Source organism: Haloarchaeobius sp. HME9146 (assembly GCF_025399835.1).
Taxonomy (GTDB): Archaea; Halobacteriota; Halobacteria; order Halobacteriales; family Natrialbaceae; genus Haloarchaeobius.
The window spans coordinates 2,135,729-2,154,993 of the sequence record NZ_JAODVR010000001.1; the positions used below are offsets into that span (position 1 = coordinate 2,135,729).

At 66.1% G+C, this 19,265-nt stretch carries 25 protein-coding genes and 1 pseudogene; 13 read left to right on the top strand and 13 right to left on the bottom strand.

Going from position 1 to position 19,265, the window contains the following annotated elements; all coding sequences use genetic code 11:
* Nucleotides 1-7 precede the first annotated feature (7 nt).
* Nucleotides 8-778, bottom strand: a complete 771-nt coding sequence (locus tag N6C22_RS11010; RefSeq protein WP_261651156.1) for a hypothetical protein — start codon at nucleotides 776-778, stop codon at nucleotides 8-10.
* A gap of 131 nt (nucleotides 779-909) precedes the next feature.
* On the opposite strand from N6C22_RS11010, the gene N6C22_RS11015 reads away from it, so the two are divergent.
* The 3 genes from N6C22_RS11015 (at nucleotide 910) to rbcL (ending at nucleotide 4,066) form a co-directional block, all read left to right on the top strand.
* Entirely contained in the window at nucleotides 910-1,884 is a 975-nt protein-coding gene (locus N6C22_RS11015; RefSeq protein WP_261651157.1) for a Gfo/Idh/MocA family protein, read from the top strand.
* Nucleotides 1,885-1,916: 32 nt separating this feature from the next.
* The gene (locus tag N6C22_RS11020) at nucleotides 1,917-2,699 is read left to right on the top strand and encodes an HAD-IIA family hydrolase (RefSeq protein WP_261651158.1); all 783 of its coding nucleotides are present in this window, start codon (nucleotides 1,917-1,919) and stop codon (nucleotides 2,697-2,699) included.
* A gap of 107 nt (nucleotides 2,700-2,806) precedes the next feature.
* On the top strand, nucleotides 2,807-4,066 hold the full coding sequence (gene rbcL, locus N6C22_RS11025) for a type III ribulose-bisphosphate carboxylase (protein ID WP_261651159.1): 1,260 nt from the start codon (nucleotides 2,807-2,809) through the stop codon (nucleotides 4,064-4,066).
* Here the strand turns inward: rbcL and N6C22_RS11030 are convergent, their stop codons facing one another.
* Nucleotides 4,067-4,795 (bottom strand): hypothetical protein, encoded by a 729-nt coding sequence (locus N6C22_RS11030; RefSeq protein ID WP_261651160.1) that lies wholly within the window; start codon nucleotides 4,793-4,795, stop codon nucleotides 4,067-4,069.
* Between the two features lie 126 nt (nucleotides 4,796-4,921).
* On the opposite strand from N6C22_RS11030, the gene N6C22_RS11035 reads away from it, so the two are divergent.
* Entirely contained in the window at nucleotides 4,922-5,095 is a 174-nt protein-coding gene (locus N6C22_RS11035; protein WP_261651161.1) for a hypothetical protein, read from the top strand.
* 9 nt (nucleotides 5,096-5,104) lie between these two features.
* Here the strand turns inward: N6C22_RS11035 and N6C22_RS11040 are convergent, their stop codons facing one another.
* The 3 genes from N6C22_RS11040 to N6C22_RS11050 all read right to left on the bottom strand — a co-directional run bounded on the left by N6C22_RS11040 (nucleotide 5,105) and on the right by N6C22_RS11050 (nucleotide 8,173).
* Nucleotides 5,105-5,722, bottom strand: coding sequence for a class I SAM-dependent methyltransferase (locus N6C22_RS11040; RefSeq protein ID WP_261651162.1), 618 nt, complete (start codon nucleotides 5,720-5,722; stop codon nucleotides 5,105-5,107).
* Between the two features lie 116 nt (nucleotides 5,723-5,838).
* Entirely contained in the window at nucleotides 5,839-7,596 is a 1,758-nt protein-coding gene (locus tag N6C22_RS11045; protein ID WP_261651163.1) for an acyl-CoA dehydrogenase family protein, read from the bottom strand.
* A gap of 88 nt (nucleotides 7,597-7,684) precedes the next feature.
* Complete coding sequence (locus N6C22_RS11050; protein ID WP_261651164.1) at nucleotides 7,685-8,173, bottom strand: metal-dependent hydrolase; 489 nt, start codon at nucleotides 8,171-8,173, stop codon at nucleotides 7,685-7,687.
* A gap of 110 nt (nucleotides 8,174-8,283) precedes the next feature.
* On the opposite strand from N6C22_RS11050, the gene N6C22_RS11055 reads away from it, so the two are divergent.
* Nucleotides 8,284-9,444, top strand: coding sequence for a mechanosensitive ion channel family protein (locus N6C22_RS11055; RefSeq protein WP_369684439.1), 1,161 nt, complete (start codon nucleotides 8,284-8,286; stop codon nucleotides 9,442-9,444).
* A 31-nt stretch (nucleotides 9,445-9,475) separates the two neighbouring features.
* Nucleotides 9,476-9,598, top strand: coding sequence for a hypothetical protein (locus N6C22_RS11060; protein WP_261651166.1), 123 nt, complete (start codon nucleotides 9,476-9,478; stop codon nucleotides 9,596-9,598).
* On the opposite strand, the gene N6C22_RS11065 is transcribed toward N6C22_RS11060, so the two are convergent.
* The 4 genes from N6C22_RS11065 to N6C22_RS11080 form a co-directional block, all read right to left on the bottom strand.
* A complete protein-coding gene (locus tag N6C22_RS11065; RefSeq protein WP_261651167.1) occupies nucleotides 9,599-10,012 on the bottom strand; it encodes a plastocyanin/azurin family copper-binding protein in 414 nt (137 codons plus the stop codon). It abuts the gene before it with no gap.
* Between the two features lie 70 nt (nucleotides 10,013-10,082).
* Entirely contained in the window at nucleotides 10,083-10,286 is a 204-nt protein-coding gene (locus N6C22_RS11070) for a heavy-metal-associated domain-containing protein (protein ID WP_261651168.1), read from the bottom strand.
* Nucleotides 10,287-10,338: 52 nt separating this feature from the next.
* On the bottom strand, nucleotides 10,339-10,824 hold the full coding sequence (locus N6C22_RS11075; RefSeq protein ID WP_261651169.1) for an Lrp/AsnC family transcriptional regulator: 486 nt from the start codon (nucleotides 10,822-10,824) through the stop codon (nucleotides 10,339-10,341).
* 222 nt (nucleotides 10,825-11,046) lie between these two features.
* On the bottom strand, nucleotides 11,047-11,619 hold the full coding sequence (locus N6C22_RS11080; protein ID WP_261651170.1) for a peroxidase-related enzyme: 573 nt from the start codon (nucleotides 11,617-11,619) through the stop codon (nucleotides 11,047-11,049).
* An 87-nt stretch (nucleotides 11,620-11,706) separates the two neighbouring features.
* On the opposite strand from N6C22_RS11080, the gene N6C22_RS11085 reads away from it, so the two are divergent.
* Both N6C22_RS11085 and N6C22_RS11090 read left to right on the top strand, forming a co-directional pair.
* Complete coding sequence (locus N6C22_RS11085; RefSeq protein WP_261651171.1) at nucleotides 11,707-12,243, top strand: plastocyanin/azurin family copper-binding protein; 537 nt, start codon at nucleotides 11,707-11,709, stop codon at nucleotides 12,241-12,243.
* 37 nt (nucleotides 12,244-12,280) lie between these two features.
* Nucleotides 12,281-12,925 carry a uracil-DNA glycosylase family protein gene (locus N6C22_RS11090; protein ID WP_261651172.1) on the top strand — a complete coding sequence of 215 codons (645 nt, stop codon included), beginning with the start codon at nucleotides 12,281-12,283 and terminating at the stop codon, nucleotides 12,923-12,925.
* Between the two features lies 1 nt (nucleotide 12,926).
* Here the strand turns inward: N6C22_RS11090 and N6C22_RS11095 are convergent, their stop codons facing one another.
* The gene (locus tag N6C22_RS11095) at nucleotides 12,927-13,562 is read right to left on the bottom strand and encodes a hypothetical protein (RefSeq protein ID WP_261651173.1); all 636 of its coding nucleotides are present in this window, start codon (nucleotides 13,560-13,562) and stop codon (nucleotides 12,927-12,929) included.
* Between the two features lie 88 nt (nucleotides 13,563-13,650).
* On the opposite strand from N6C22_RS11095, the gene N6C22_RS11100 reads away from it, so the two are divergent.
* Nucleotides 13,651-14,094, top strand: a complete 444-nt coding sequence (locus N6C22_RS11100) for a hypothetical protein (RefSeq protein ID WP_261651174.1) — start codon at nucleotides 13,651-13,653, stop codon at nucleotides 14,092-14,094.
* A gap of 29 nt (nucleotides 14,095-14,123) precedes the next feature.
* On the opposite strand, the pseudogene N6C22_RS21185 reads toward N6C22_RS11100, so the two are convergent.
* Both N6C22_RS21185 and dinB read right to left on the bottom strand, forming a co-directional pair.
* Nucleotides 14,124-14,315: pseudogene (locus N6C22_RS21185) on the bottom strand (DnaJ domain-containing protein); the annotation flags it as partial.
* A 73-nt stretch (nucleotides 14,316-14,388) separates the two neighbouring features.
* Complete coding sequence (gene dinB / locus N6C22_RS11105) at nucleotides 14,389-15,720, bottom strand: DNA polymerase IV (protein ID WP_261651175.1); 1,332 nt, start codon at nucleotides 15,718-15,720, stop codon at nucleotides 14,389-14,391.
* Between the two features lie 137 nt (nucleotides 15,721-15,857).
* On the opposite strand from dinB, the gene N6C22_RS11110 reads away from it, so the two are divergent.
* Entirely contained in the window at nucleotides 15,858-16,286 is a 429-nt protein-coding gene (locus tag N6C22_RS11110) for a hypothetical protein (RefSeq protein ID WP_261651176.1), read from the top strand.
* A 1-nt stretch (nucleotide 16,287) separates the two neighbouring features.
* Here the strand turns inward: N6C22_RS11110 and N6C22_RS11115 are convergent, their stop codons facing one another.
* Complete coding sequence (locus N6C22_RS11115; RefSeq protein WP_261651177.1) at nucleotides 16,288-17,106, bottom strand: aldo/keto reductase; 819 nt, start codon at nucleotides 17,104-17,106, stop codon at nucleotides 16,288-16,290.
* Between the two features lie 443 nt (nucleotides 17,107-17,549).
* Between N6C22_RS11115 and N6C22_RS11120 the strand changes: the two genes are divergently transcribed.
* From N6C22_RS11120 to N6C22_RS11130, 3 genes are all read left to right on the top strand, one after another.
* Nucleotides 17,550-18,056, top strand: a complete 507-nt coding sequence (locus tag N6C22_RS11120) for an HTH domain-containing protein (protein WP_261651178.1) — start codon at nucleotides 17,550-17,552, stop codon at nucleotides 18,054-18,056.
* Nucleotides 18,057-18,058: 2 nt separating this feature from the next.
* Entirely contained in the window at nucleotides 18,059-18,265 is a 207-nt protein-coding gene (locus N6C22_RS11125) for a hypothetical protein (RefSeq protein ID WP_261651179.1), read from the top strand.
* 122 nt (nucleotides 18,266-18,387) lie between these two features.
* Nucleotides 18,388-19,263 carry a CbiX/SirB N-terminal domain-containing protein gene (locus N6C22_RS11130; protein ID WP_261651180.1) on the top strand — a complete coding sequence of 292 codons (876 nt, stop codon included), beginning with the start codon at nucleotides 18,388-18,390 and terminating at the stop codon, nucleotides 19,261-19,263.
* The last annotated feature ends 2 nt before the right edge of the window (nucleotides 19,264-19,265 follow it).

The window sequence follows — 19,265 nt, forward strand, 5'->3', positions numbered from 1 at the left end:
CCCGGCCTCAGGAAGAGAGGATGGAGCGAATCTTGCTGGCGAGACCGCCCGAGTCGTCATCATCGTCCTCGTCGTCACCTGTTGCCCCGGCTTCGTCGGCGCCTGCTGCTCCGGCTTCGTCGGCGGTCGCGTCGTCGGTTTCGCCGTCATCGTCCACGGGGTCGGCGGCGACATCCGGTGCGTTACCGTCTTCGAACGTGGCATCGAGCGAGGGACCGTCGTCGAGCGTCGGGGCGGAAACGGCCTCGTCCACGTCGGCTGTCGGCTCTGGTTCTGATTCGGGTTCGGGCGCTGATTCGGGTTCGAGCTCAGATTCGGCCTCGTCCTCGGTGACTTGCTCGGCGTCCACCTGGTCGGTGTCGTCGTCCGACTCGTCGATGTCCTCGTCGGCGTCCGTCTCGACCCAGAGGAACCCGTCGGCTTTCGTTCGACCCGAGAGCAACAGGTCGTCGAGGAGGTCGTCGTCGGCAGCGATGGCCTCGTCGACCTCGTCCATCGGCTCCACCGCTTCGTCGGCACTGGCGATTATCTCCTCGGGAGATTCGTCGGACAGCTCGGCGTAGCCGTCGGGCGATTCGACGGTGGGGGCGTGGTCGGTGCTGAGCTGCTGGAACAGCTCACCTGCGGTCACGTCCTCTATGTCCTCTGTCTCGTCCTGTTCCGGTGCGTTCCGGGGGTCGGCCCGTGGTTCGCTCTCGTCTGCTGGTTCGGCGTCGGTGTCGGCGAAGAGCTCGTCAATATCGAGCGACGAACCGGTTTCCAGCGTACTGTTGGTCATCGAGGGAGTTGTACGTAAACTCGTACCACACCCAGTTAAATTTTTACTATTTTTCGACCTAATTTGTTGGTCTCTAGCAACCAAGTGCGACTGGCATTGGAACTTTAGGCATCGGGTGTGAGCGAGGTAGCATGCGATTCGGTATCCTCTCGACGGCGAACATCGGACTGAAAGCGGTCGTTCCCGCCATACAGGCCTCCGAACACGAGGTCGCGGCTATCGCGTCTCGCGACGCTGACCGTGCCGCTGCAGTCGCCCAGTCTCACGACATCCCGGCGTCGTACGGGTCCTACCAGGACCTGCTCGACGAGGCGGCAATCGATGCAGTGTACATCCCGGTCCCGAACTCGCTCCACGCGGAGTGGGTCCGGAAGGCGGCCGACGCCGGGCTGGACGTGCTCTGTGAGAAGCCGCTGGCGGTCGACGCCACAGAGGCACGCGAGCTCGGCGAGTACTGCGAGGACGCCGGTGTGACACTGATGTCCGCTTTCATGTACCGGTACCACCCGCGGACCGAACGCGCCGCCGAGATCGTCGCCGAGGAACTCGACCAGGTCCGCGGCGCGTTCGCCACGTTCCAGTTCCCGCTCCGGGACCGCCCGGACGACATCCGGCTGAACCCGGAGCTCGCCGGTGGGAGCCTGATGGACGTGGGCTGTTACTCGGTGAGCGTCCTCAGGACCCTGCTGGGAGAACCGGATTCGGTCTCGGCCCGTCGCCTCGACACCCGCGACTGCGGGGTCGACACCCACCTCACCGGGCGGTTCGACTATCCGGATGCGACCGCCCAGCTGTCGTGTAGCTTCGATACGCAGCTGGTCCAGCGCTACCGCATCGAGGCCGAGAACGGCTGGCTCGAGGTCGAGGACGCGTTCAACCCGTCGAACCCCGACGAGGTCACACTCGAGTACGCGGTCGACGGTCGCGAGGTGACGGAGTCGTTCGATGCAACCGACCAGTACCGCCTGCAGGTCGAGCACTTCGCCGACTGCGTCGAGTCGGGGGAACAGCCCCGCACCGACGCCGCCGAGGCAACCGCGAACATGCAGGTCATCGACGCGCTGTACGAGAGCGCGGACACCGGCGAGACGGTCCGGCTGGACTGAACTCATTACCGTCCAGCGCCCACTCTCTGACAATGGACCAGTTCGACGGCGCGATCCTCGACGTGGATGGGACGGTGTTGCGAGGCCCGGGTGCGCTCCCGGGCGCGGTCGATGGCGTGCAGGCGCTTCGCGACGCCGGGCTCTCGCTGGTCTTCTTCTCGAACAACCCGACGAAGTTCCCGGCAGCGTATGCGAGGCGGCTCACCGACGCGGGCGTCGAGGCGACCACCGAGGAGGTGCTGACCGCAGGGACCGTCACCGCGGAGTACCTCTCGCGCCACCACCCCCACGAGACGTTCTTCGTCATCGGCGAGGCGGGGTTGCGCGACCAGTTGCGTGACCTCGACCTGGAACTCACCGAGGACTACACGGCTGCCGATACCGTCGTCGCCTCTATCGACCGGGAGTTCACCTATGACGACCTGACGGTCGCGCTGTGGGCGCTCTCGGACGACTCGGTCGGGTTCGTCGGCACCGACCCCGACCGGGTGGTGCCCGCGGCGGACCACCTCGTTCCCGGCTCCGGAGCCATCATCAACGCGGTCGCAGACGTGGCTGGCCGCGAGCCCGAAGCGGTCCTCGGCAAGCCCCACGCCGAAGCACGGGAGGCGGCGCTTGCTCGGCTCGGTGTCGCCCCCGAGCGCTGTCTCGTCGTCGGCGACCGGCTGGACACCGACATCGCGCTGGGGGACGACGCGGGGATGACGACCGTGCTGGTGCTCTCGGGCGTGACCAGCCGCGAGCAGGTCGCGGAGAGCGAGTACACCCCGGACTTCGTCGTCGACTCGGTAGCCGACGTTGCCGGGCTCTTCTGAGGGGTTATCTGCTAGCTGATAGGCGTGAGCCTGGACTGTGCAGGGAACCGAAATCGCCAGCCGGGGCAACGGCCAAGTAGCTTGCAGGCAAATATTACGAATCTACAATGACCGGAATCGAATACGACGACTTCCTCGACCTGGACTACACCCCGACCGACACCGACCTCCTGTGCGAGTTCACCATCGCCCCCGCCGAGGGGATGTCGTGGGAGGCCGCGGCCTCCCGCGTCGCCAGCGAGTCCTCGAACGGGACGTGGGCCGCCCTCCACGTCGACGAGGCGGAACTGACCGACCTCTCCGCGGTCGCCTACGACATCGCGGAGGACGAGGGGACCATCATGGTCGCCTACCCCGCCGACCTGTTCGAACAGGGGTCGATGCCCCAGATTCTCTCGTGCATCGCGGGCAACATCATGGGGATGAAGGCGGTCGATTCCATCCGCCTCGACGACTGTGAGTGGCCCGAACAGACCGTCTCGGGCTTCCCCGGCCCGCAGTACGGGAGTTCGGTTGCCACCGAGAAACTCGACGCCGGCGACCGGCCGGTCCTCGCCACCGTCCCGAAGCCGAAGGTGGGCCTCTCCACGAAGGCCCACGTCGACATCGCCGAGCAGGCCTGGCGCGGTGGCGTCGACCTCCTCAAGGACGACGAGAACCTCACGGACCAGGCGTTCAATCCGTTCGAGGAGCGGGTCGAGAAGAGCCTTGCGAAGGCCCGCGAGCTGACGGAGGAGACCGGCGAAAAGAAGGACTACCTGGTCAACATCACCGCCGAGACCGACGAGATGATCCGGCGCGCCGAGTTCGTCGAGCAGCAGGGTGGCGGCTTCGTGATGGTCGACGTCATCACCGCGGGCTGGGCAGCGGTCCAGACGGTGCGAGAACACTGTGAGGACCTCGACCTCGCCATCCACGCGCACCGCGCCATGCACGCCGCCTTCGACCGTATGGAGCACCACGGCGTCTCGATGCGCGTCATCGCCCAGGTCGCCCGTCTCTGCGGTGTCGACCACATCCACACCGGCACCGCGGGCCTCGGCAAGCTCGCCAACGAGGACACGCCCGGCATCAACGCCTGGCTCAAATCTGACCTGTACGGCATGAACGACGTGCTGCCGGTCGCCTCGGGTGGTCTGCACCCCGGTGTCATCGACGCCCTCATCGACGCGCTCGGCACCGACATCTGTATCCAGGCGGGTGGCGGTATCCACGGCCACCCCGACGGGACCGAAGCCGGGGCTCGGGCGCTCCGGCAGTCCGTGGAGGCAACCATGCAGGGTGTGAGTCTCGAAGACTATGCGGCCGACGGCCACGCCGAACTGCAGACCGCCCTGGAGAAGTGGGGAAGCGAGACGCCCCGGTAGTCAGCGACGGACGAACAGTGCGACCGACAGGAGGGCGAGGGCGACGTCACCGGCGGTGAACCCGGGTGTCGACCCAGAAGAATTGGCAGCTGTGCCCTCGCCGTCACTGCCATCGTCGGCATCGCTAGATTCACCGTCACCGCCATCATCGCCACCGGTCGCGTCGGCGGTCGTCGCTTCACTGTCCCCGGAACCGCTCGTGGTCGCTTCGCCACCACGAAGCTGTTCCGCGATGCGCTCGGCCTCCTCCTTCGACTGTGCAGCGAGGATGAACCGCGGGTCTTCCTCGAAGTCGCCCGACTCCATCGAGGAGGCGAGCCCCGGTGCCAGCGACGCCGCGAACGTCACCTCGCCGTCGACGACGGTAAGCAGGCAGTAGCCGGCGTCGTCCCGGTTTCTCTCCCAGCGACAACTCGAGACACCCTCGCCGGTGAATCCGCGCTCGACGAGTGCCGAGGCGAACGACGCACCGGCCTCCTCGGTGAGCGTGACCGGGATTCGATACATCCCGTTTTGCTCCTCGACGGTGCCGACAGCTGCGACGTCCGTCTTGGTGACCAGCGTCTCGTTCTGGTAGCCGTCGTCGGTCGGATAGTGCGCGACGACGGTGACGTTCGGGTTCTCACCCGGTGTCGTCTCCGCGCCCACTGGAGCGCCGACGAGGGCCATGGTACAGACCAGGACGGCCAGAGACGATGCAAGCAGCAGGGACCGGTCGCGTTTGACCATGGCGGAACAACCGAGATGAGTTATAAATATTTTCCGACACCTCGGGTCGTCGCGGGCGGCCCACCACGTGCGAACCGGTCGCACGACCGGGGTGTGTCTATTACCCCCGCGCGTCTCCTGTCGGATATGCGAATCGAGACCGACCCACTGGTGTGCGAGAACTGTGGCGAGGTACGCCACGACGACATCGAGACCATCACCGACGTGCCCCAACTCGACCCGGAGACGTACGCGGTCGGTCCCGGGACGACCGACGTGTACGTCTGTGCCGGCTGCAAGAACGTCCTCGGGGTCAAGTGACCGCTGTCCTCAGACCGCGTTCCCGCGTTCGCACAGCGCCACGTGGACCGTCTCGCCCAGCCCATCCACCACGTCCCGGGCCCAGACCATCTCGAAGCCAGCGTCGTCGAGTTCGGCCATGGTCGCTTCCCGTCCTGGCGTACTCCAGAACATCTCGACGTCGGGCCGGAGCCAGCCCCGACGGGTGCCCTCGTGGGCCGACCGCGAGACGGTCAGGATGAGTCGCCCACCCGGCCGGCAGACCCGCGCGAACTCGTCGTACACGGTCTGGTGCTGGGTCCGCGGAACGTGGAAGACGGAGTAGTAGGCGACGATGCCGTCGACGCTCGCGTCGGCGAGTGGAAGCCGGGTCATGTCGGCCTGCACCGGCCTCGCAGCCGGGACAGACTCGCGGAGACCGTCGAGTTGTCCCCGCGAGAAGTCGAGGCCGAGGACCTCGAACTCGTCGGGGAGGTGGGCCGCGGTCCGGCGGCCGTCGCCACAGCCCACGTCGAGGATGCGACTCCCCAGGTCGAGTGGCTCCGCGAACTCGGTGAACAGGTCCGTCTCTGGGCCGTCCGCGTTCCTGAACTCGCCGTAGGCGTCGCCGACCCGGTCCCAGGCGCGGCGGACCGCGTTTCGTTCCATACCGAACCTGGGAGCGCGAGCAGTATCACGGTGCTGCCGACCCAGCTCAGAGGCGTTCACTTCCAGTCCGAGTTCCGAACTCGACCTGGTTCTCGCGGTCAATCTGGTTCTCGTGGTCAGTCGTCGGCCGGTGCCGACTCCAACAGCGTCTCTGGGTCGACCGATTCGTACCGGACCACCGCGTCGAAGTGCTCCAGTGCGAACCGGTCCCCGCTCGTGATGCCCCGCGAGTCGTGCTCGCGCAGGTGGCGGTCGACGAACCGCTCGGCGACCAGGGCGAGCCTCGCGTCGTCCGCCTCGTCGATTTGGCTCTGTGCCTCCGCGAGCAGGAGCGACCCCGTGAACACGTCGAAGATGTAGTCCGCGAGCTCCTTTGCCTGGAGCTGGGCGTACTCACCGTCCTCGGTCGCGAGCGTCGCCAGCGCGGCCCCGAGGTCGGCGGAGGCGGCCTGTATCGACTCCTTCGTGTCTGCCAGAACGGGATGCTCGGCCGCATCGAGGTTCGACTGGATGGCTTCGAGCAGGGGCTCGTGGGCGTCCTCGCGGTCGAGCGCCCGGAGCACGTCCAGCGCGAGGATGTTCGAGGTGCCCTCCCAGATGGGCAGCACCTGCGCGTCCCGGAGCAGCCGGTGGGTCACGAAGTCCTTGACGTAGCCGTTCCCACCCAGAATCTCCATGGCGTAGCTGGCCGTGTCGACGCTCATCCGCGCGGTCCGTGACTTCGCGATCGGGACGAGCACGCGCATGAGCCGGTAGGCGTCCTCGTCGCCGTCACGCTCGCGCCGACTCAGCACGCGGCCGGCCTCGAAGGTGTATGCGACCGCTGCCTCGTGGTCGACTGCCATGTCCACGAGGTCGCGCTTCATCAGCGGGTACTCCTGGATGGGTGAACCGAACGCCTCGCGGTTCGCGGCGTGTATCTTCGCCTCCAGCAAACAGCGGCCCATGATGGCGACCGAGGCGCTCGCGTTCGAGAGTCGTTCGAGGTTCAGCATGTCGGTCATGTACTTGAACCCACGCTGCTCCTCGCCGACGAGGTAGCCCGTCGCGCCCTGGAGTTCGACCTCGCCGGTCGGGACCGAGATGGTCCCGAGCTTGTCCTTCAGGCGTCGGTAGAGCTGGCTGTTCAACTCGCCGTCGACGGTGTGCGGGACCAGAAAGAGCGAGAGCCCTTTCGTGCCTTCGGGGGCGTCGGGCGTCCGGGCGAGTGCGAGGGTCCCCTCCGCATCGATGTTCGAACAGAACCATTTCTCGCCCGTGAGTTCGTAGCGGTCGCCCTCGACGTGTTCTGCGATGGTCTCGTTCGCGCCCACGTCGCTGCCGCCCTGCTTCTCGGTGAGGAACATCGCGCCCTCGATGTTCTCCTCGCCGTCCCTGGCGACGAGTCGCTCGTAGTACTCCTGGAGAACCTCGCCCTCGCCGTACTTGTCGAGGACGAGGGCGGTTCCCGCCGTCATCGACACCGGACAGGTGAACCCGGGGTCGGCGTAGGAGAGCAGGTACTCCATCGCGAGGTGGTGGGTCAGGGGAAGCGGGTCGTCCCGGCCGGGTGGGGCCTCGAACGAGTCGCTGACGATGCCCGCCCCGTAGGCGAGACGCTCGTTCTCGAACTGTTTCGGGTGGTACTCCACGAAGTTTCGTACCTCCCCGTCCCTGTCGTAGGTGTGGAGGATTGGGCCGTGCTCGTCGATGAGGTCCGCGTTGTCCGCGATGGTGTCCCCGACGACCTGCCCGAACGACCGCAACTGCTCGTCGGCCCAGTCGTAGTCGGTTCGCGGTGTGACGCGAGCGACCTCCCGGCGGATGGTGTAGTCCAGGTCGTAGTAGTTGACGTGTCGGCCGTCCTCGAACCGGCCGTAGTCGATGGGGTCCATACCGTCTCCGTGTCGCCGAGAGGATGAAAAACCATGTTATACATGAACTGACCTGAACTCGCGAGGAGGGTTCCCGCGGTTCGAAGGGTCAGGCGACCCGTGCGACCAGGACCGCGGTCACGATGGTCACGAACACGCCGAGGCCGAGCAACGCCCAGTTCGCAACCGTGTTGTCCGCCCGGGTGACGTAGAACGAGTACGTCCGCGACGAGAGCGGCCAGAACAGCGGGACGCCCGCCGGGGTGAGTACGTCGCCAAGCAGGTGCGCCACGATGCCGTAGGTCCCCATCGCGAGCCCGAACGCACCGAGTTGCTGGGGGTCGAGGCCGAGGCTCGGCGCGCCGTAGAAGCCGACTGCACCCACGACGGCACCGACGAGCAACGCGAACACCAGGGTATGGGTGGGCCCGCGGTGCTGGATGAAGGGAACCTGATGGTCGTAGTCGGGGACGCGTGCGAGGCCGAGCACGATCGCGCCGCCGACGAGCGCGAACGCCGGGCGGCCGGCGAGCAGCATGGCTGCGCCCACGGGCGCATAGGCGAGGAGCGAGACACCGTAGTGGCCGGTGCGGTACATCACACGAGAGGAGGGAAGCCGCCGAAATGAAACCCCGGCCTTTGCGATGGGGGCTCCGAGACACGAGGAGACGCACCGATACTTAAGCAAACGCGGGGTGTATGGGTACCATGTTCGCCGAACTCACCGAGTTCCTCGCGCGGTTCTCGTCCGTAGAACGGACGGCGCTGGTGCTCGGACTCTCTCTGCTGGCGGCCGTCGTACTGGAGGTCGGTTTCCTTCGGCTGGCGAAGCGACTCGTCAAACGGACCGAGACGGCAATGGACAACATCGTGCTGGAGGAACTCCGGTGGCCACTGGTCATCTCCGCGGCGCTCGCGGGGGTCTGGGTCCTGACGACCGGTGATTACGGCGATACCTCGGTCGTGTTCGACGAGGCCCAGCTGGAGTTCTTCTTCGCCCAGCCGGCGCTGGCCATCATCGTCCTCGTCTGGGCGCGCGCCCTGAACAACATCGTCAATCGAGCCGTCGACGAGGTCAAAGACCACGGCGGCCGGTACGACTTCGCGCCGGTGTTCTCGAACGTCTGGACGCTCGTCATGCTGGTCGGGGCGGCCGGAGCCATCCTCGCCATCTTCCGGATCGACATCACTCCCCTGTTGGGGGCTGCCGGTATCGCCGGCATCGCGGTCGGTTTCGCCGCGAAGGACACCGTCGCGAACTTCTTCGGCGGCCTCGCGCTCTACTTCGACGATACGTACAAGATCGGCGACTACATCGTCCTCGACACCGGCGATGCGGGAACCGTCGTCCGGGTCGGCATCCGGTCGACCACGCTCTTGACCCGCGACGAGGTGATGGTGACGGTGCCGAACTCGGTCCTCAACTCCGCCCGCATCATCAACGAGTCCGCGCCCCAGCGCCGAAAGCGCATCCGCATCCCCATCGGGGTCGCCTACGGGACGGACCTCGACGCCTTCGAGGAACTCGCCGTCGAGATCGCCCAGGACGAGAAGATGACGCTCGACTCACCCAAGCCACGCATGCGCTTTCGCCGGTTCGGTGACTCCGCGCTGGAGTACGAGCTCCTGTGTTGGGTCGCCAGCCCGAACCGCGAGCAGCGCACCCGCCACCACCTCAACCGGGAACTCTACGCGGCGATGAACGAGGCCGGTATCGAGATTCCGTTCCCGAAGCGGGACGTGACGGTCACGGTCGCAAAATCCCAGGACGAGAGCGGGTCGCTGGGGGAAGTCGCCGAGGCGGTCGAACAGGAGGTCGAGGTGAGCGAGTTCACGCCGGTCGCGGCAGACGACGGCGGCGACGAATAGACCGAAGTAGCACCACTACGACGGACGAGGTATGCTCTCGGTACTCGGTGACGTCTACGAGGTGTTCGGGCCGTTTCTCATCCCGGCCACCCTGTTCGCGCTGGGGGTCCTCTTCTACGCGATCATGGTGTACCTGAACCAGATTCGACTCTGACTACTCCTCGACGACGACGGTGCCGACCATCCCCACGTTCCGGTGGGGGGAGCAGTAGTACTCGTACGTGCCGGGCACCTCGAACGTGTACTCGTAGGTGTAGCCGTCGTCGTACACCTTCGTCTCGCCGCCCTCGGTGCCGGGCCAGTCGGCTTCGTCGGGCTGGCTCTCGACGACGATGTTGTGGTTGTCCGAGCCCCACTCCCAGGTGATGGTGTCGCCGGTCGAGACCGTGATCTCCTCGGGGACGAAGACGAAGTTCCCGTCAGGGCCGACGGCGACGGTGCCGGGTTCCATGGTCGCGGTTCCGCCGCCACCGTCGTCCCCGCCACCGAGACACCCGGCGAGCGCAATCGGGAGGGAAGCGACACCAGCACGGAGCAGCCCACGGCGAGAGGCGTGCATGCCTGTCATCACGCGGAACTAGCTGCGCGACCAACAAATAGGCGTCTATCGCGTCAGCCGGTGGGCTGCCGGGCGACGGTTACTCGACTGTCTCGGCCTCGTACCCTGCCATCGCTACCTTCTCGAGGACCTCGTCCGGGGAGACGTCGCCTTCGACGGTGGCGACCTGCTCCTCGCTGTCGATATCGACGGAATCGACCCCGTCAGCCATCTCGATGGCCGTCTGGACGATCTCCTCGTGCGTGTGGTAGGTCATATCGCTGACGCGGATGCGCGTCGTCATGGCTGTCACTGCGTACCGTACCTATAGAACAGTTTTGGTCGGACCGGTCAGCTCACCTGACGATCTGCTGCTCGGTCCCCTCGGGGACGTCGGCGTTGGCGTCGGTGACCTGTGGCTCCCAGCGGTCGGCCGAGAGGAGGCTCACCTCGTAGTTCTCGACACGGTCGAGGTCGACAGCACCGGCGAGCAGTTCGCGGACCTCGCCACGGGCGACGTTCGCCTTGAGGACGACGCGGGAGTCCGCCGTCAGGTAGGCGTGGTCGACGGCGGGGAGGTCGGCGAAGCGGTCGAGCACGTCGTCGTCGATGGTGGGGCAGAGGTCGACCTCGGCGAGGACGGCGACGCCGTCACTGAGCTTGTCCATGTCGATGTCGATGGTGAACCGACGGATGATACCCATCGAGCGGAGGCGGTCGATGCGGTCGGACACGGTCGGCGGGGACACGCCGACGACGTCCGCGATATCGCTGTACGTCCTGCTGGCGTCTTCGAGGAGGAGGCGGAGGATGTTCAGGTCGGTGTCGTCCAGGTCTCGCATGTCAGACGTTGGTATATTCACGGCTATACATTTTTCGACATTGTTTGAAAGAGAAAAAGGCCTGATTTAACCGAGTTTACTGTTGTCGGTTGGTGCAGGCTCTCGGTTTTCCCTTCAGGGACAACCAGCCGGTACCACCAGATGGTCTCCGGCCTGCACAGCCCCAGCAGCGTTCGAATCACGTCGGGGAACATTCAGCCCCGGTAACTGGTCGGCGGCTGGCTACCGTCCCATCGTGTGGAACTCGGCGTTGGGCCGCATGTCAGCGAGGTGGGCCATGCGGTTCGAGAGATTGAAGAACGAGGCGACGCTCCCGATGTCCCAGATAGCACGCCGAGAGAACCCGTGAGCTTCGAGCGTCTCGAAGTCGTCCTCGTCGACCTCGCCGGGGGACTCGGTGAGCTTCACCGCGAAGTCGAGCATCGCGAGGTGGGCGTCGTTCAGGTCGGCCGTGCGGTGGTTGGCGACCAGCTGGTCGGCCAGCAGCGGGTCGTCAGCGTAGATGCGCACCAGTGCGCCGTGGGCCACGTTACAGTAGTAGCAGTCGTTCACACCGCTGACGGCGACGATTATCATCTCGATCTCCTCGCGTTCGAGTTCCGTGTTCTCGACCAGCGCGTCGTAGTACTGGAAGAACGCCCGGAAGTGCGAGGGGCGGTAGGCGTATGCGAGGAAGACGTTCGGGATGAAGCCCGCTCGCTCTGCCTCCTCGTCGATGCGCGCCTGGAGATCCTCCGGAAGGTCGTCCACGTCCGGCACGGGGAATCGGGTCATGGCTGGCACGTCGTTGCTCATATCGTCGACGACGGCCGCCCGAAGTATGAATCGTATGGGGTCGAAATTGGGCGAACGCTTAGGGTGGCACTCGCGCCAGCGATTGGTATGACCCGACCCACGCGACGTGACTTGCTCACGACGACGACCAGTTCCGTGCTCACGCTGGGCCTCGCCGGCTGTCTCGGCGGAGCGGAGACCTCCGGAGGCGACGAGACGACGACCGCGACGGCGACCGCCGAACCGACGACACAGCCCCCGGACACCACCCAGCCCCCGGACACCACCCAGCCCCCGGACACCACCCAGCCCCCGGACACCACCCAGGACCCGACCACCACCACGACCGGCTCGACGGCGTCGGGAGCGACCGAGGTCGTCGCCGTCGGCCCCGCCGGCGAGTTCGTGTTCACACCGGAACGCCTGACAGTCTCGCCCGGAACCACGGTCCGGTTCGAGTGGGACTCCGCGGGGCACACCGTCAGTCCGACCAGCCAGCCCGAACGCGCCGACTGGGCAGGGGTGGACGACACGAAGGACGCCGGCTACGTCCACGAGCACACCTTCGAGGTGGCCGGGACCTACGAGTACCTCTGCAAGCCACACCAGAGCCTCGGGATGACGGGGGCAATCGTTGTCGACTAGCGAGAACGTTAAACACCGACCTGTCGATACTACTCCCGTGGAGAACGTTACCGACAGGGTTTCGAACCCGTTCGACTTCAAGCCGCCAGCCCGCTTCCTGCTCGCGGACGGCGGCCCGGAGTCGGTCCCGGGGTACGGCGACGCGAACGCGGATTTCCACGTCATCGGCGACCACGCGGGCGTCCACGGCGGACAGTCCACGGGTGTCCCGTTCACGACGTCGCTCGCGGGCCAACGCCTCCAGCGAGTCCTGCACGATGCAGGCTTCCTGAAGGACGAGTACGCGGACGCGCCGGTCCCGGACAACCTCTACCTGAACTACCTGTTCTTCCCGCGGCTTCCCGAGGGGGAGACGCCGACCGAGGAGGATTACTGGGAACTGGAGCGCTACTTCGACTCGGAGCTCCGGGCCATCAACGCCCACATCCTGCTCCCCGTCGGCGAAACCGCCATCGACCACGTCGTCCGCGAGTACACCACCCTTCGACACCGGTTCCCCGACTCGCTCGACGTGGCGGCGATGCACGCCATGGAACTCCGCGGTCGCGGCTTCATGGTCGTCCCCGTCAGGGACCCCGCGGAGTGGGAAGACGAGGAGGAGGCAGCGCTCCGGGAGCGACTGCTGGCCATCCTGGATTCGGATTACCGGCAGACGAAAGGCGTCGCGACCCTCGTCGGGTGACTCAGAACAGCGCTTTCACGCGCGGTCTGACGAACGCCGACAGCAGCAACACGAGGACCGACAAGACCGGGAACACCAGCGTGAGCAGGTCGACGTACAGGGCTGGGGCGGTGCCGGCGTAGTCCAGCGCCAGCCCGACCAGCGGCGTCGAGACGCCCAGAACGTAGAGGTACGATGGGCGGAAGTTCTTGGCCTTGTGCGTGTGCTTGATGATGACCAGGAACACGAACGGCATCACCAGCACGCCGGCCAGCAACACGCCGCCGACGGCGGCCGCCGCGATGGTCACCGCGAGCGAGATGCCGACGAGTTCGTTGATGCTGACCCACTTGTAGGGGCGCGTGGCTCGCCAGGCGCGGTTGATGCCGAACGCGATGATCGGAACCACGACCAGCGCGGCCAGTGCGCCGTACCACTGCTGGGTCGGGAGCGGTGGCTCCGGGACCAGTGCCGCATCGCCGAGGATGAACGCGACGGGCTGGGCGATGTCGTATCTGGTCGTGGCGACTGCGGCCCGGAGCGCCTCGGGGTCGGTCCCGGCCGCGGCGAGGCGGCCGGACAACCGCTGCATGCCGCCGGCGTAGGCCAGCCCGAACTGGGCGAGCCCACCGACGTACAGCAGCGTCGAGAGGAGCATCAACGGCCAGCCGAGGCTGAGGTTGTTCCACCAGTTGAACAGCGCGTTGTCCGTCCAGGACCCGGAGCCTGTGCCGGACGCCGTACCGATGTCGCTGTCGGTGGCGCTGCTCGTGCGGGAAGAGTTGCTCGACCGGGACGACCCGCTGCGCCGACTCCGGCTGGAGCCCGTGCTGGACGAACTCGACCGGTTGCGTGTCCGCGACGTCGTCGAGGAGCTCGCCGACGACCCCGACGAGGTGGAGGTGGCAGAGCTCGACGACCGCCGACTCGAACTCGACCGACTGCTGCTGGAGCGCGACCCCGTGGAGCCGCTGCTGCTCCGCGAGCGCGATCGGCTGGAGCTGGAACTCGACCGACTGCTGCTCGAGCTCGACCGGCTGGAAGACGACCGCGAACTCGTGGAGGAACCCGACCCACTTCGGGTGGATTGGGAGGAACGCGACGACCCGGAGCGCCCGCTGCTACGACTGCTCTTGCCTCGGTTCCAGATGTCGGCGGAGGGGAAGCTGACCTTGCGCTTTGCGACGTAGTCCTTGTGTCCGAGTCGGTCGTACGCGTTTCGCTCGGAGGAGTCGTTCAGCGTCTCGTAGGCCTTCTTCAGGGCGTTGAACTGCGCGGGGGCGTTCGGGTCGTCGTTGAGGTCCGGATGGTACTCGCGCACCTTCGTCCGGAACGCTTTCTTGACCTCCTCCTGGGACGCGTCCTCGTCCAGTTCGAGGAGGTCGTAGAAGTCCATCTCGTCGTCAGGCATGAGTTAGGGGACTCTCGTCAGTCACCGAAAACGAGGCGGGGGGTTATAGTTGCAATGGCATCAGTCCATCCGCCTAGAAGTCGGAGAGGGAGGTCTGACCGCGGGGGCAGTCGACGGTTTCCTCAGTGGCCCGTTCGTGGCTGCTCGCGTCGGCGGTGTTCCCTGGCTCGTCGTCGGCCTGCGCTGCCGGCCCGTCGGCGCTACCGGACGCCTCGCCCCGTTCGGCCCTGCTTCCGCCGCCGGGCCAGGAGTCGAGACTCGCCTGCTGGCGCTCCGTGAATTCGAGATTCGAGACGCGAACCCCGACCTTCCGGACCTCGACGTCTTCGAACTCGGTGAGCAGGTCGAGCGCGGTGTCGACCAGCAACGACTCGTCCTCGACTGGCCCCGGCAGCGACCACTCGCGCGTGTTCACCTCGAACGGTGGTTCGACCGCCTTGATGCCGATGGTCCGGTAGAGCGCGCCCTCGCGGCGGGCCCGGTCGGCCACCGCCTCCGCCAGGGTTCGGACCTGCTCGCGCTTTCGCTCCGGGTCGGTCACCGGGCTGCCGAACGCGGACTCCCGCGAGAAACTCTTGGGCAGGCCGCGGGGCGTCACCGGCCGGTCGTCGATGCCCCGCGCCCGGTCGTGGAGTTCCCGCCCGCGCTCGCCGAACCGGTCGCCCAGTTCGGCCCGGTCGGCCGCGGCGAGGTCGCCCGCCGTCTCGATACCGCTGTTCCTGAGTTTGCGGGCCGTCACCGGGCCGATGCCGTGGATCTCCTCGACGGGGAGTGGATCGAGGAACCCGCGGAGGTCGTCCGGTTCGACGACCACCAGCCCATCGGGCTTGTCGTGGTCGCTGGCGACCTTCGCCGCGGACATGTTGGGTGCGACCCCGACGCTCGCCACGACGCCGACCTCGCGCTCGATTCGCTGCTTGACGTGGCGGGCGAACCCCTCTGCCACCGGCCAGGCGGTGCGCTCTGTCACGTCCAGGTAGGCCTCGTCGATGCTCACCTCGCGGACCACGTCGGCGCAGTCGTGGAGGATGTCCTTCACCTCGCTCGCGACCTCCGAGTAGAAGTCCAGGTCGACTGGGCGGTAGTAGCCGGTGTCCGCGGGGTCGTCCGCGGTGGCCCGGCGAGGGAGGCGTTCGAGGGCCGTGGTGATGGCCTGGGCGCTCTCGACGCCGTACTCGCGGGCCTCGTAGCTCGCAGTGGCGACCGCCCCGCCGTCGTCACCCGCTTCGTAGCCCATCCCGACCACGACCGGTTCGCCGCGGAGTTCGGGCTCGCGCAGACGCTCGCAGGCCGCGTAGAAGCAGTCCATGTCGACGTGGAGGACGATGCGGTCCGCGTCCTCCGGTTCCGGGGCGACGCCGGGCAGGCGTTCGCCGGTCGGTGTCGGATCGTCCGGGTCGGCCATCGCGTGTTCGCTTCAGGGTAGGAACAGGAGGTGGTTGAGTGTTCCGTCCGGCGTGTTGTGCGGTCACTGCTTGCTGGTCGGTATCGTCGTGGCGTTCAGGCCGACGATTTTTGCCATCTCTCCGCCATTGTATCAGCATGGACTCCGTGCCGCAAACGCTCACCACGGCCCTCTTCGGACAGAATCGAGACGAGAGTGGGCGTGTGGTCGTCCTCGCGGTAGCACTCGCGATAGCGACCGTGCTGGTCGATGCGTTCCTGTTCGCAATCGACTTCTCGATGGCTCCCGTCTCGTACCTGTTTTTCGGCGGCTGCTTGCTCCTGGCCGCCACGGTCGGTTTCAGGCGAGACGGGTTTCTCGTCGGCGTCTTCGTCGTGTGGGTATTGGCTGCGGCAGCGGTCACAAGCGGGAGTTTCGCCGGCTTCCACGGTTCCCCGACGGTCTGGGAACAGTACGTCGTTACGGCGGTAGTTGGCGGAATCGGATTCGGCGTTCCCGTCGGTGTTACGGGCTATCTCCTCGGGAGGACGGTCGGACTGCTCGTCGAAAGAACGAGTACGGCCTGATTCAGATACCCAGCGTCGCCTTCGCGAACGCCAGCCCGTTCTTCACGGGGTCGGGCCGGGCGATGCGGTCCAGCTCGTCGCGGGTGAGCTTGAAGTCGAAGATATCGATGTTCTGCTCGATGTGTTCGCGGCTGGTCGCCTTCGGGATGGCGGCGACGTTCTTGTGCTGGGTGGCCCACCGGAGTGCGACCTGGGCGGGCGTCTTGTCGTACTGCTGGCCGATGACGCGGAGCACGTCGTCGTCGAGGATACCGCCGGTTCCCAGGGGCGAGTACGCGGTGAGCAGGATGTCCGAGTCCTGGCAGTACCGGAGCAGTTCGCGCTGGGGCTTGTACGGGTGGAACTTCACCTGGTTGGTGAAGATGGGCTCGGGCGAGACGCGCTGGGCCTTCATCAGGCGCTTCTTCGAGAAGTTCGAGACGCCGACGTGGCGCACCGACCCCTCCTCGACGAGGTCGGCCATGGCCTGCATGGTGTCGCGGAGGTCGACGATTGGGTTGGGCCAGTGGAGCAAGAGCAGGTCGACGTAGTCGGTGTCGAGCTTGCGGAGGCTGTCGTCCACCGACTGCGTGAGCTTCTCCGGGGCGAAGCGGTCCGGGCGGACCTTGGTGGTGAGGAACACGTCCTCGCGGTCGACGTCGGCGTCGTGGAGCGCGTTGCCGACGTACTGCTCGTTGTCGTACGCCTGCGCTGTGTCGATGTGCCGGTAGCCGACGGAGAGGGCCGTCTTCACCGCGCCGTAGCAGTCCTGGCCGGAGAGTTGCCACGTGCCGAGGCCGAGTCGGGGGACCCGTTCACCCTGGACGGTCGTGAATTCCATAGCAGGCAGTACGGCCCGAGAAGGGATATGTATTGACACCTCGGATGGTTGGGTGGTCTTCCGCAGGGGACCAATCGGTCTCGCAAACGGGCGAGACGAGCCGCCCCAGAATGATATATAAGGTCATTAATATGCTATTGATACTTATAATGATTGGCGAGAAAGGCTTATGTCGGTGAGCCATGCTATGAAACATCACATGAAAGCCGACAAGCGTACCATGAAAGATGTCAGCCACACGCCACCGAACGGCGAGAGCGTCACCAACGTCTGGGAGCGAGGAAACGAGCGAGCAGAGCAAGAATAGACCGACAGCAGTGGGGCGATTCTGACTGACCTGACCATTCAGGTCTGGCTATATATGTTGTCGACTAAATAGACAATAGTGCTATAATTTACCAACCACAGGAACGTTTTAGGTAGTTCACGTTGCATCTAGGGGCGTGGCTCCAACAGATTCGCACCCGACCGAAACACGCACTGCCGAACTGTGGGTCCGGTCCCATTCGCCGTTCGGTGCCGCACCAGAACGCGCGACGGTGCTCGACTCCCTCGAAACCCTAGAGGAAGCCGGCTACTTCGAGGACGTGACCGCACGCCTGTGGGGAAAGCGCGTCGGTCTGTCGACGATGGCTGCACGCACCGAAGAGGGGACCGAGATTCTCGACCGCGTCACCGACTTCCGGACGTGGGCCGAACGAAACGACGCGACGGTCGAGCAGTTCTTCCCGGAGCGGATGATGGACTCGCACCTGGTGGACGAGTCCTACCTGGTCCAGGAGCTGCCGACGCTCGCGCTCGCAGAGTACGAAGATGGAGAGGTCGTCCACGTGACGCCCTGCATCGTCGACGGAAGTCTCCAGACGGTCGAAGACCGGGTTTCGACCATCGAGGCCGAGGCGGAGGGCGAGATCGCCCAGCGCGAACTGTCACCTGCAGGTGTCCAGTAGCGATGGCGGTCTACGTAGCGTCGAACGGTCGCTACTACACCGCCTCCGAGGTCGTCGAGTACATCGAGAACGGCCGGTGGACGCCCTGCCTGTGGGAGGAAGACACCGGTCGGGAACTGATAGAGACCCGCCGGGGCGACCTGCTCCTGCTGGTCCCGACCGACACCGCCGACTTCGAATCGACGTTCGAGACCGAACCGGCCCACTGACTGACGGGTGACCCGAGTGGTGACGGGTGTTCTCACGGGGTCTTTTTACACACTCGCCGAGCGATAGCCACGCTTTTCCGGGAGACGAAGCCCCTAAGGCCTCCAGTTCCTCAGGGTCGGGTATGCAAGCGCTGGTCATCGTGGCACACGGGTCACACCTGAACCCCGAGTCCAGCACGCCCACGTACGCACACGCCGACACCATCCGCGAGGCGGGTGGCTTCGACGAGGTGCGCGAGGCGTTCTGGAAGGAGGAACCGAGCTTCCGCGAAGCGTTGCGGACCGTCGAATCGGACGAGGTGTTCGTGGTCCCGATGTTCATCTCGGAAGGCTACTTCACCGAGCAGGTCATCCCCCGCGAGCTCCGGCTCGACGACTGGGACCCCGCGAAGTGGGACTCCGACGGGACGAGCGCGTCCCAGGCGACGCTCCACGCCGAAGACGTCGACAAGACCATCCACTACTGCGGCCCGGTCGGGACGCACGACGCCATGTCCGACGTCATCGTCAAGCGCGCCGAGACGGTCACCGGCGACACGGCGGTCGGCGACGGGTTCGGCCTCGCCGTGGTGGGCCACGGGACCGAACGCAACGAGAACTCCGCGAAGGCCATCGAGTACCACGCCGACCGGATCCGCGACATGGGCCGGTTCGACGAGGTGCAGGCGCTCTACATGGACGAGGAGCCCGAGGTCGACGACGTGACCGACTACTTCGAGTCCGAGGACATCGTCGTCGTGCCGCTGTTCATCGCCGACGGCTACCACACCCAGGAGGACATCCCCGAGGACATGGGCCTGACCGACGACTACCGCACGGGCTGGGACACCCCCGCCGAGGTCGACGGGCATCGCATCTGGTACGCCGGCGCGGTCGGTACCGAGGCGCTGATGGCCGACGTGGTGCTCGAACGGGCCCAGGAGGCCGGTGCCGACGTGGAGGCCGCACTCGAGAAGGTGCGCGAAGCGACCGGGGGCGTCCCGGCGATGGGTGACTGACG